The 11,998-nt window shown below is 45.0% G+C and carries 8 protein-coding genes; 2 read left to right on the forward strand and 6 right to left on the reverse strand.

What is annotated here, in order from left to right; all coding sequences use genetic code 11:
- Window positions 1-185: 185 nt before the first annotated feature.
- The 6 genes from J7E32_RS02080 to J7E32_RS02105 all read right to left on the reverse strand — a co-directional run bounded on the left by J7E32_RS02080 (window position 186) and on the right by J7E32_RS02105 (window position 8,823).
- Window positions 186-1,340 (reverse strand): thiolase family protein, encoded by a 1,155-nt coding sequence (locus J7E32_RS02080; RefSeq protein ID WP_214902917.1) that lies wholly within the window; start codon window positions 1,338-1,340, stop codon window positions 186-188.
- Between the two features lie 30 nt (window positions 1,341-1,370).
- A complete protein-coding gene (locus J7E32_RS02085) occupies window positions 1,371-2,516 on the reverse strand; it encodes an acyl-CoA dehydrogenase family protein (protein ID WP_214902919.1) in 1,146 nt (381 codons plus the stop codon).
- A 29-nt stretch (window positions 2,517-2,545) separates the two neighbouring features.
- Entirely contained in the window at window positions 2,546-4,069 is a 1,524-nt protein-coding gene (locus J7E32_RS02090; RefSeq protein WP_214902921.1) for a class I adenylate-forming enzyme family protein, read from the reverse strand.
- A gap of 536 nt (window positions 4,070-4,605) precedes the next feature.
- Window positions 4,606-6,654 (reverse strand): sigma-54-dependent Fis family transcriptional regulator, encoded by a 2,049-nt coding sequence (locus J7E32_RS02095; protein WP_214902923.1) that lies wholly within the window; start codon window positions 6,652-6,654, stop codon window positions 4,606-4,608.
- Window positions 6,655-6,819: 165 nt separating this feature from the next.
- Complete coding sequence (locus J7E32_RS02100; RefSeq protein WP_214902925.1) at window positions 6,820-7,587, reverse strand: 3-hydroxyacyl-CoA dehydrogenase; 768 nt, start codon at window positions 7,585-7,587, stop codon at window positions 6,820-6,822.
- A 318-nt stretch (window positions 7,588-7,905) separates the two neighbouring features.
- A complete protein-coding gene (locus tag J7E32_RS02105) occupies window positions 7,906-8,823 on the reverse strand; it encodes a DMT family transporter (protein ID WP_214902927.1) in 918 nt (305 codons plus the stop codon).
- A 280-nt stretch (window positions 8,824-9,103) separates the two neighbouring features.
- On the opposite strand from J7E32_RS02105, the gene J7E32_RS02110 reads away from it, so the two are divergent.
- Both J7E32_RS02110 and J7E32_RS02115 read left to right on the forward strand, forming a co-directional pair.
- Window positions 9,104-9,982 (forward strand): hypothetical protein, encoded by an 879-nt coding sequence (locus tag J7E32_RS02110; protein WP_214902929.1) that lies wholly within the window; start codon window positions 9,104-9,106, stop codon window positions 9,980-9,982.
- A 20-nt stretch (window positions 9,983-10,002) separates the two neighbouring features.
- Entirely contained in the window at window positions 10,003-11,946 is a 1,944-nt protein-coding gene (locus tag J7E32_RS02115) for a midas domain-containing protein (protein WP_214902932.1), read from the forward strand.
- Window positions 11,947-11,998: the final 52 nt, after the last annotated feature.

Raw genomic sequence — 11,998 nt, forward strand, 5'->3', positions numbered from 1 at the left:
CGTTTTCTTGACGGAGGTCCATTGGTGACCTGTTTTTCTCTTTTCTGCTGCTTTTGGTCACCAATAGTCCTTATTGGTGACCTGTTTTTCTCTTTTCTGCAGCTTATGGGCACCAATAGACCACATTGGTGACCTATTTTCTTCTTTTCTGCTGCTTATGGGCGCCAATGCGTGTTTGGTCACATTCAATCCAGGCGTTCAATGATGGTGGCGTTCGCCATGCCGTGTCCTTCGCACATTGTTTGCAGACCGTATCGGCCCCCTGTCCGTTCAAGCTCATGCATCATCGAGATCATCAGGCGGGCGCCGCTTGCTCCAAGTGGGTGTCCGAGCGCGATTGCCCCTCCATTCGGATTCAGCTTCGCAGGGTCTGCGCCTGTTTCCTTCAGCCATGCCATTGGAACAGGTGCGAATGCTTCATTCACTTCGAATACATCAATTTCCTCAAGCTTCAGGCCGGCTTTTTTGAGGACTTTTTCCGTTGCGGGAATCGGTCCTGTCAGCATCAACGTGGGATCTGAACCTACCACTACTCTGGTGTGGACCTTGAAGCGCGGTTTCAAGCCCAGCTCCTCGGCTTTTTCACGACTCATCAAAAGCAGGACTCCGGCACCATCACTGATCTGGCTCGAGTTTCCAGCATGGATGACACCATCCTCTTTGAAGACCGTTTTCAAACCAGCCAGAACCTCAGGCGTCGTTCCTTCACGAGGTCCTGAATCTTCGGTCATCAAAGTTGTTTCGCCATTTTCAAGGGTGACCTCAAGCGGCATGATTTCTTTTTTAAAATAACCTTCAGCCTGCGCCTTCAAAGCACGGCGATGGCTTTCGGCTGAAAATTCATCAAGCTCCTGGCGGGTAAAACCGTATTTCTCCGCGATCCGTTCTGCAGATAGTCCTTGATGGATCATCTCGTGTTGTTCTCGTAATTTAGGACTAAAAGGGTTAGCTTCCTGGTAATTGGAGCCCATGGGAGTCCGTGTCATATTCTCGACGCCGCCGGCAATGACGACGTCCATATCCCCTGCCAGAATTGCCTGGGCAGCAAAATGGACTGCCTGCTGGCTTGACCCGCACTGGCGGTCAATGGTCGTTCCTGGTACTTCAATCGGGAAACCGGCAGTCAAAGCCGCAACCCTGGCAATATCCCCTGCCTGTTCACCTGATTGTGTCACACAGCCGAGAATGACATCTTCAACAAGCCCTGCATCGATTCCAGCTCGCTTCACAACCTCTTTGAGAACTTCTGCAGCCAGCTCATCTGGCCTGATATCCTTCAATAAACCTTTTCTTCTGCCAACAGGAGTCCTGACAGCTTCGACGATTACCACTTCACGCATGTTCATCTTCCTTTCTGAAAATCTTTTTCTCTACAATCCCAGGTTTTTGGCAATGATGGTTTTCATGATTTCATTCGTTCCGGCATAAATGCTGGCAACCGGGATGTCACGGAACCTTCTGGCAATCTCGTATTCTTCCATATATCCATAGCCGCCATGCAGCTGCATACATTCGGCCGCAATTTTTTTCGCGCTGTCTGTCATCTTCCACTTTGCCATCGATACCTTTGTGACAACATCCTTGCCTTCGATATGCTCGGCAATCAGCTGGTCAAGGAAAGCCCTGCTCATCTCTATTTCTGTTGCCATCTCGACAATCTTGAATTGTGTATTCTGGAACTTGCTCACCGGCTTGCCAAAGGCTTCACGGCTTTTTACATACTCGATCGTCTGCTTCAGCATCACCTCAGACGCTGTCTGTGCCGCAATCGCAACCAAGAGGCGTTCCTGCTGGAGCTTTTCCATTAAGTAAAGGAAGCCCTTCCCTTCTTCTCCAAGCAAATTCTCTTTTGGCACACGGCAATCCTCGAAAATGAGTTCCGCCGTATCCTGACAGTGCAGCCCCACCTTATTCAATTTCCTGCCTCGTGAAAAACCTGGTGTATCGCGCTCTACGACAAGCAGGCTGACTCCTTTATGCTTCGGGTTCGCCTTAGGGTCGGTTTTACAGGCAACGACAATCAAATCAGATTGGATGCCGTTAGTGATGAACGTTTTTTGCCCATTTAAAATATAATGGTCGCGATCAAGAATTGCTGTCGTTTGGATATTCGCCAGATCCGAACCCGTCCCAGGCTCTGTCATCGCAATTGCACTGATGATTTCACCTGTCGCACATTTTGGCAGCCAGCGTTTTTTCTGCTCCTCTGTCCCATAGGTAGTGATATAAGGAACCACAATGTCATTATGCAGCCCGACACCCACCAGGCCTGATCCAACCCGCTCGAGCTCTTCGTTGATAACAACTGCGAAACCCCAGTCGACTTCGCTTCCGCCGTATTCTTCATCGATATCAGGGCAAAGATAACCCTGCTCGCCCATTTTCTCCCAAAAGGATCGCGGGATCATCCGCTCTTCCTCCCACTGGTCGTAGAAAGGATATGCTTCCTTTTCTAAAAACTTCCTAAGCGATCTACGAAAAATTTCATGGTCATCCGTTAAATAAGGGTGTTTCATTTTTGTATCTCCCCTTTTCTCTCAAACTATTAAAGCTTCACTTCATTCAGTTTCTGGCGAAGCTGGTATTTCAGGATTTTACCTGAAGCATTCCTTGGCAATGCCTCTTCGATAAATATTTTCCTCGGAACTTTGTAGCCGGCTAATTTTTGACGGCAAAAAGTCTTAAGTTCCTGTTCATCAACAATTGCATCCTGCTTTGGTACGATGACTGCGCAGACAGCTTCTCCCCAGACTTCATCAGGAAGACCGATGATTGCTGCCTCCAGCACAGCGGGATGTTCATAAAGAACTTCCTCTACTTCAATGGAATAGACATTTTCCCCGCCGGAAATGATCATGTCTTTTTTTCGGTCGACAAGTGTGATATATCCGTTTTCATCGACCGTTGCCAGGTCACCGGTATACAGCCAGCCGTTTTTGATTGTTTTAGCCGTTTCTTCAGGCTTCTTATAGTATTCTTTCATAATGGACTCGCCTTTGATGATGAACTCACCGACTGCACCAGGCTTGATATCCTTCCCTTCTTCATCTACAACCCTGGCTTCGGTCAGGAAAGCTGCTTTCCCACCCTTTCCAAGATGGTGTTTATGTCCTTCTGGACCAAGCAGGATGCCGCCAGGGCCAGCTTCGGTCAGGCCGCACAGATTATAAAATTGGTCAGTCTTGAACAGCTCCATGCTCTTGCGGACCAGTTCCGGAGCCATTGGCGCAGCGCCATATCCGCATCTTTTGATCGAGGTAAGGTCGTAGTCAGATGCATTCGGCACCTGCAGCATAAAGTTGTACATCGCCGGTACTCCAAAAAAGTGGGTGATTTTATTTTCCTGGATCGCTTGAAGTGTTGTAACCGGATGAAAGTCCCGATGGATGATATGAGTGGCCCCAAGGACGACGCCCGAAACCAGGAATAGATTAAGCTGTGCTGAGTGGAACAGCGGGGCGATATGGAGGATTCGTTCCTCCTGGTTGATGCCCATGCTGATCATCATCGTCAAGCCGACATTGAACACTCGTTTATGGTCAAACAGGGCACCTTTTGGCCTGCCGGTCGTCCCTGACGTGTACAGGATTTCAAGGTCATCGTCATCTCTGACTTCAATTTGTGGTTCAGCAGAATTTTCGGATAGGACATTTTCGAAGGAATGATGTCCAACTGCTTTAGGGGTTCCAGTCGTGATGACATGCGCTGCATTTGTTCCTTCACGTGCTGAAGTAATGATATCCTCGAACTCATCATCACAAATTGCCAGCACAGTGCCGGATTGTTCCAGTATGTAATGGACCTCGGATGCTGTCAGGCGGAAATTCACCGGCACGATGACCGCCCCGACTTTAGCTCCTGCAAAAAAAGCAAACACAAACTGATCAGAGTTCTTCATCATTAACGCCATTCTATCGCCTTTGTGAATGCCTAGACTGAGCAATCCGTGAGCAAGCTTGTTCACTTCCTCATTGAACTGCCGGTACGTATAACTTCTTCCTTCACAAACAATCGCAAGCTTCTCCGGTGTTTTCCTCGCATTTTGCGCTAAATATGAACCGATATCCATACACAAATTCCCCCTTGGTTAAATCTGAAAACGCATTCATCTTTTTACATGCAATAATTATGCCAATTTTCCGAAAACGATGAAACACAGTAAAACCAAGGACGAATCATTGATTGTGTTCACCGAAGTGTCCGGAAATTGGACACCCTGTTTGGACACTTTGACATCGATTACTCGATTAAGATCCGGGATGTTGAAAGGAGAATGGCTCATATCTAGTTTTTATTAGAGGATGTTGAAAAAATTCATTGAATGAAGTTCTGTTTTTATAGAAGATATCCAAAATTTAATTGTTGTTGTACACAACATTCAGGGAAATGGTCTATTTTTATTGGCGATTTTCTTAATTATTGCGGTGTTATGCACCACATTAATGACTAGCTCTATCTTTATTGGCGGAGTTCACAACTTTATTGGCGATTTTCAAATTTTATTGGCGGAGTTCACAACTTTATTGGCGATAATTTAATTTTATTGGCGATTTTCAGGATTTATTGGCGAACTGGAAAAAACCACGTGTTTTTTCCAGTTCGAACCTACACGCTCAGCTGGTACTTCTTTATTTTTTCATAAAGGCCTGAGCGGCTGATGCCCAGTAGTCTTGCTGCCTTTGCTTTGTTTCCGTTCGCCTGCGCAAGGGCTTTTCTGATGGCTCCGAGCTCGGCATCTTCTGCAAGGCTGATTTGTGCTGCGAGCGGACCGGATAGCTGCGACATTAAGTAATCAGGCAAATCCTCAGCCTGAATCTTCCCGTGCTCGGCAAAGGTCATTGCCCTCTCAAGGACATTCCTCAGTTCCCGTACATTGCCTGGCCACCCGTAGCGCAGGAGTGCCATCATTGCCTGTGATGAGATACCAGTGATGCTCGTGCCCAGCATGGTGTTCAATTCTTTCATTAAACCAGTGATCAAATACTCGACATCTTGCACACGTTCTCTTAGCGGCGGAATATTCAGCGATATGACATTCAGGCGATAGTATAGGTCCTCCCTGAATTCCCCCTGCTTCACCATCTCTTCCAGGTTGCGGTTTGTCGCGGCGATAATACGGACATCGACCTTAACCCGGACATTTCCGCCTACCCTGTAAAACTCCCGCTCCTGCAGGACTCTCAGCAGTTTTGCCTGGAGGGACAGTGACATATCCCCAATTTCATCGAGGAAAAGCGTCCCGCCATTCGCCAGATCAAACTTGCCGATTTTACCGCGCTGCTTTGCTCCTGTAAAGGCACCTTCTTCATATCCAAAAAACTCCGATTCAAGCAGGTCTTCAGGGATAGCGGCACAATTGACGACAACAAACTTGCCATCGCTCCGGGCACTGCTATTATGGATCGCATGTGCGAACAATTCCTTCCCTGTCCCACTTTCTCCCCTGACCAGTACTGTGGACCTTCCTTTCGCTGCTTTTGCCGCGCTTTTCTTTAATTTTTCCATATAAGGATCTTTGCTGAATATATGATCCCAGGTAAATCTGGCCGACTCTGATTTCTGCAGCTGCTGGTGGTAAAAGCTTGCCTTGTTCTCGGCTTTTTGAAGTCTCTTGAACAGCTCGCTGACCTCATTCAACTGGCGGAACATCACTTTCCCAATCGCTCCGATTACCTTGCCATCCTTCTTGATTGGAATTCGATGGACAATATATCTTATTCCGTTCATTTCGTGAAAATCGCTGACTTCCGCCATTTCCGAACTAAATACATTTCCAAGCTTCAACTGCGGAAGTACTTGATCAACAGGTTTATATAAAACTTCCGTTTTTTCCAGACTGAACAGTTCGAGCAGCGGCGGGCTGACCATAGTAATCATTTTCTTTTCGTCAGTCATGAGGATTCCATCATACGCATTCTCGAGCGTCGTCTCGATTGTCAGCTTCAGTTTTTTGACTGTCTCCAGTTCTTCTGCCATTTTTTCAAATTCGGAAATATCCTGAAACAATAAAATTTTTCCTTCTTCATGATTGACAGTTTCATAGGAAGAGATATGAAGAATCGATTTGAATTTTTCATAATGATGGGGCGTATTACCTTCGTTCAGCAAACCTGGAAAAATCTCGTCAAGCGCCCTGGACATTAGTGATTCAATAGACCTCCCGCTGATTTTGGCAAAAGCTTCATTTGCATAAACTACGTGCATACCGCCGTCAGTCATGAGCACCCCGATATTGGAGTGCTGCAGGATGGTTTCCAGCTGGTCCTTGAGTGTATTCGCAGATTTCAAGAGAGCGCCCACCATCTCGGTCTTGGTCAGTAAACCGGTGACCTTGTTTTGCTCATCCAGCACAACTCCTGTGCCAACCTTGCTTGTTTTTACAATTTGCTCGATCTCCCGGTAAGGAGTATCAATCCGGATTGACCTTGCTTCCTTCTTTATGTATGGCTGGATTGGTGCATCCAGCGAACTGCCATCGAGGACCATCTGATAAAGCCCGCTCCTGGTAAAAACACCTTGCAAATTCTGTTGTGCATCTGTCACCGGCAGCAGATTCCACTTCTTCTTTTTAAAAATTTCAAGCGCTTCTTGCAATGTTGTTTCATCCGTGACGTCGCAGTCGACAGGAGTCACAATATCCTTGAATTCAATCAATCATTTCCCTCCTTCACCTGATAGATTTCTGAATATTATAACTTTAATTATAAAGCACCATTAGACAAAGGTACACTTTGGACCTAAAAAAACCTGCTCCCAAATGAGGAGCAGGCTCTGAGTTGAATAATAGTTCCATCAAAATTCAAGTATTTGTCGAATAACTTATTTCGGCTGCATGCGGATGGCGCCATCCAGACGGATTGTTTCTCCATTCAGCATTGGATTTGTCAAAATGCTTTCAGCAAGCTGGGCATATTCCTCGGGATAGCCAAGCCGCTGCGGGAATGGCACCATTTTACCAAGCGAGTCCCTTGCTTCTTCAGGCAGCGAATCGAACATCGGTGTATGGAAAAGTCCTGGTGCAATTGTCATGACACGGATACCAAAAGCAGCAAGCTCCCTTGCAATTGGCAGCGTCATTCCAACAACACCGCCCTTTGAAGCACTGTAGGCAGCCTGCCCGATCTGGCCGTCAAATGCTGCAACGGATGCTGTATTAATGATGACGCCCCGCTCACCAAGTTCATTCGCTTCGTTTTTCGACATCTGCTCCGAAGCAAGCCTGATGACATTGAAGGTTCCAATTAGGTTGATGGAGATTACTTTTGAAAACATGTCCAGGGAATGAACACCTTTTCGTGATAACAGCTTGCCCGCTACCCCAATCCCGGCACAGTTAACAACCGTGTTGATTGATCCGAATGATTCAATCGCTTTACTAATAGCATTCGATACTTCTTCCTCACTCGTTACGTCAGTTTTGATAAAAACTGTTTGTTCCCCAAGTTCTTTGACGAGAGCATCACCTCGTTCCACTGACAAATCGAGTATCGCAGCCTTTCCCCCTTGCTCTACAATCCTTCTGACAGTCGCTTCCCCCAACCCAGACGCTCCGCCTGTAACAATCGCTCTTGCTTCACTCATTTTCATTTTGTTTGACCTCCACTTTTATAAAATTGTTAGTTTTATATAAAGCAAGAATCGTGCCAGGTCTGTTTAGCATGAATATCAAGAGATTATGCGATAGAAGTGTCCAGTATCAGGACAGTTTCATGGAAAAATGGACACTTGGAAACCTCCGCCCAGCCAACCTGAGTCATGTGGAATTTTTCATTTGATTGAAAGTTTATACCCTTAGGGTTGAGTGTATCCTCGTTGGATTGAGTTTTATCCCCGTTGGATTTTATTAAATAGGGTTTCTTTAAGCAAAAAAAATGCAGAGCATAAGCCCTGCATCTAATTTCAATATTAAGCTGCGTTCCGTTTCATCTTGTTTCTCAGTACCAGTTCCTCAAGCGCTCCTGAGCCGAATATGACACCTGAAACGATGAAAATCAATCCCAGCAGATGAGAAGAAGTAATATGCTCCCCGAGGAAGATGGCTGCGAACAAGATTGACAGGAATGTATTCAAGTTCAGGAATATGGATGCTTCCGCCGGTCCGGCCTTGCCGATTGCGTAATTGTAAAGCATATGCCCTACTGCGGTGGCGAAGATCGCTGATGCGAAAAACACGCTCCATACCCCGATCGAAGCACTTCCTAAGCTTGTTAATCCACTTGGCTCCTTCCACAGTCCGATGAAAAACATCAGGATTGAACCGAAGATCAGCATATATCCCGTTAACAGACGTGGATCGAGAGTTTTCGCTGCTTTGGAGATAATGATGAAGCTGATCGCCTGTGAGAGAATGGATAGAAATACATAAAAGTCGCCAATCGACATGCCTGAAACTCCAGCACTTCCTGCCATCACAGTCAATGAGACGCCGATCCCTCCGAAGATAAAACCAAGAGTCCGTACAAATGTCAGCCGTTTACCAAGAAATAAAATCGCCATCAAAGCAGTCAGCAATGGTCCCATACCGAGAATCAGTCCTCCGTTGACAGCCGAAGTCACTTTTAATCCAATGCCGAGGAATAAATGGTGGCCAGTCACATTCAGGATCGAGCCGCCTAATATATATTTCCACTCCTGCCTGGATGGCAGCCGTACTTTTTTCAAGAAAAATAGAATGATAAACACCGAGACTCCAGCCGTGAAGACGCGGAGCGAGGTGATGGTGATTGGCGGGAAATTCCCTACAATGATTTTAAGGGCCGTTACATTCATTCCCCACAAAAACATGACCCCTGTAAGGATTAGATAGATTTGAAGATTTTTCATGTTGTTTCCTTCTTTCATTTAAACGGTTAAAGCATAACTAACATTCTACTCCTTTTTTATAAAAGGGCAAGTAAGAATAATTCCATTAATTTTCCACTCCAATTAATATGTACCAAAAAGAAAGGTAAATCGTAGCGGGTCTTTACACATCTTTTTAAATAGCCTGGTAGGTTAAAAGAACGGTTTGTTATAAAGTTCTTCAAAAACCGACAAAAAGAGGTTTAAAAACCAGAATGCTATTTCGGAAAGATAGATTACCGCTTTGAAAGGAGGTGAAAGAATGCACTTCCGACAACTGATCATTACTGGCTTTATTGCTGGTGCAGCTATGTTGGTACCTGACATCGCTTTTGCTGAAAAAGGGTCAAATGCCGGAAATCCTCAAAAGCCTGTGGCAGCTGAACAAGTTACTCTGCCAGATAAGGCTGAGAATGCTAAGACTTCTGAAAAAACTACAGCAGAACCTGCTGTCAAAAACCATCCGGTGCAGAAGCCAGTCGTTCAAAAACCAGCCCAGGCAAAACCGAAAGAGAAGCCTGCAGATGAAGTGAAATCAAATGGGAAAGCTCCATCATTCAAGAAAAATGAGAAAGCGGCCCTCCCTCAAAAGGCTAAGGCATTGATCAACGAGAAGTCAAAACAGGTAAAACATAAAACCAAGCACAGCAATTCTAGCAATAAAGATGCTTTAAAATTCATACATAATAAGGGAAATTACGTAAAAGAAACAAAGCGTAGATCACCTGGGTTAAAGGAAAAGGTTGAGCCATCCATGGAGTCATTAATGACATCGTCATTTGCTAAAGTTACTGCAAATACGGCAAGCAGAAAGACACCTCCAGCAAAAAATGATGAAAAGGATTCATCCAAAAACGAGAGGTATCCTAAAGGTGACAACATGCCTAATCCTCCTTCACGCACGAAGGCTTCAGGGGGGCCGTCAAGTGACAGGACAAGTTATGGAAACCCGAGCACCTTCATTAACGATAAATGGTTTGTTTGGGAAGAATCATTTAATTCAAATCTCCTACAGCCTTATACATCGCGAGTTGCTGTTTTTCAAAGCCAGTGTGTCAATGCCCCGCCATCACCGCCACCGCTCAAAGCTCCTGCTTTTTTACCGTATACCGACGCAATAGCCACGGATAACGTTAATTAAAAAGGGAGCGAATTATTAAAATGAATAACTATATTAATGGAACAAAAGTTGTGAAGTCTTTTATGTTAGCTGGAGTATTGTCAATTGGGGTACTGACTGGAGGACAATTCACTCAAGCTGCAGGACCTGAAAAAGTTAAGGTTGAACAATCTCACGCAGTGAAACCAGCAAAGGCTCAAACTGCTAAAAAGGCTGATGTAAAAGCAAAACCGGCTGTTCCAGCAAAGCCTGCTGCCAAGCCTCAAGTAAAAGCGCCAAAAGCGGAAGCTAAGGAAAGAGCAGCGAAATCACAGGCCAGCACTCATGCAAGTGAAACAGCTAAAAAGCACGCAGCACCAAACGCAGCTGTTCACTCAACTATTCAACAAGCACCAGCTGAGGAAGTTCCAACTGAAGAAGTTGTTACTCAGGAGCCAGTTGTTGAAGAGGTTGTCGAAGAGGTTATTGAAGCAGAGCCAGTTGTTACTGATGAAACAGAGAAAGATACTGAATCAGAAGAAACTGTTGAGCTTGAAGAAAATACAGCAACAAAACAAGAAGATGAAGAAGAAGCTGAGCTTGACGCTGACACTGAAATGAAAAAGGAAGATGAAGAAGAATCTGATGAGGATTCTGAAGACATCGACCTTGATGCAGATGCAACTGTAAAAACTGAAGAAAAAGAAGACGAAAATGACTCTGATTCTGAAGACATCAATCTTGATACAGATGCAACAGTGAAAACTGAGGAAGAAGACGAAGAAGATACAGAAGAGGACGACACTGAAGAAAAAGTTAACACTTCTGCATTAAACAAGGCTAATTCCAAAGCTTTCAACGCAAGTGAAACGGCTAAGGAGAAAGCTAACGAAAACTCTGCTGTTGCTTTGTCTGTTGAAGTGACTGAAGAAGAGGTAACTGAAGAAGATGTTACTGAAGAAGACGCTACTGAAGAAAACGTTACTGATGAAGACGTTACTGATGAAGACGTTACTGATGAAGACGCAAAAGTATCTCCTTCTGTTGCCAACAAAATGAAGTCAAGTGCTTTCAATGCTAGCGATGTTGCTAAAGAGAATGCTAACGAAAATTCAGCGGTTGCATTGTCTGTTGAAGTGACTGAGGAAGTTGCAACTGACGAAACTGCTTCTGAAGAAGTACCTGAGGAAGTTGTAACTGACGAAACTGCTTCTGAAGAGGTAACTGAGGAAGTTGCTACTGACGAAACTGCTTCTGAAGAGGTAACTGAGGAAGTTGCTACTGACGAAACTGCTTCTGAAGAGGTAACTGAGGAAGTTGCTACTGACGAAACTGCTTCTGAAGAAGTGACTGAGGAAGTTGCTGCTGACGAAACTGCTTCTGAAGATTTGACTGAAGAAGAGGTTATTGAAGAAAAAACAGAAGTATCTCCTTCAATTGCCAACAAAATGAACTCTAATGCTATCAACGCTAGCAATGTTGCAAAAGAAAAAGCTAACAAAAACTCAGCTGTTGCTTTGTCTGTTGAAGTGACTGAAGAAGCTGCAACAGAAGAAACCGCTACTGAAGAAGCTGCAACTGAGGAAACTGCTACTGAAAAGGTAACTGAGGAAGTTGTAACTGACGAGACTGCGGCTGAAGAGGTAACTGACGAAGCTGCAACTGACGAAGCTGCAACTGACGAAACTGCTTCTGAAGAAGTGACTGAGGAAGTTGCTACTGACGAAACTGATTCTGAAGAGGTAACTGAGGAAGTTGCTACTGACGAAACTGCTACTGAAGAAGTGACTGAGGAAGTTGCTGCAGATGATACTGCTGTTGAAGAAGAAACAGTAAACCCTTCTGCTGACAATAAAGCTGCATCTAAAGCTAGCTTATATGCAAGTGAAGTTGCTAAGAAGTTTGCTGCTATTATTTCTGCAGTACTTGCTGTTTTTGAAAAGTCGACTGATGAGAAGGCTGAAACTGTGACTGATGAAGTCATCGTTGAGGTTGAAACTAAATAATCGTCCTACAAGAGAGAGGCTTCCTGCTTAGTGAACTATACCCCGGATAGCG

The organism is Bacillus sp. ISL-55 (assembly GCF_018613155.1).
In the GTDB taxonomy this organism is placed as follows: domain Bacteria; phylum Bacillota; class Bacilli; order Bacillales; family Cytobacillaceae; genus Mesobacillus.

What these genes read in the sequence shown, in the direction of transcription:
- J7E32_RS02105 (WP_214902927.1), bottom strand. Translation starts at nt 8,823, where the DNA reads ATGAAAAATCTTCAAATCTATCTAATCCTTACAGGGGTCATGTTTTTG.
- J7E32_RS02115 (WP_214902932.1), top strand. Translation starts at nt 10,003, where the DNA reads ATGAATAACTATATTAATGGAACAAAAGTTGTGAAGTCTTTTATGTTA.
- J7E32_RS02090 (WP_214902921.1), bottom strand. Translation starts at nt 4,069, where the DNA reads ATGGATATCGGTTCATATTTAGCGCAAAATGCGAGGAAAACACCGGAG.
- J7E32_RS02080 (WP_214902917.1), bottom strand. Translation starts at nt 1,340, where the DNA reads ATGCGTGAAGTGGTAATCGTCGAAGCTGTCAGGACTCCTGTTGGCAGA.
- J7E32_RS02100 (WP_214902925.1), bottom strand. Translation starts at nt 7,587, where the DNA reads ATGAAAATGAGTGAAGCAAGAGCGATTGTTACAGGCGGAGCGTCTGGG.
- J7E32_RS02085 (WP_214902919.1), bottom strand. Translation starts at nt 2,516, where the DNA reads ATGAAACACCCTTATTTAACGGATGACCATGAAATTTTTCGTAGATCG.
- J7E32_RS02110 (WP_214902929.1), top strand. Translation starts at nt 9,104, where the DNA reads ATGCACTTCCGACAACTGATCATTACTGGCTTTATTGCTGGTGCAGCT.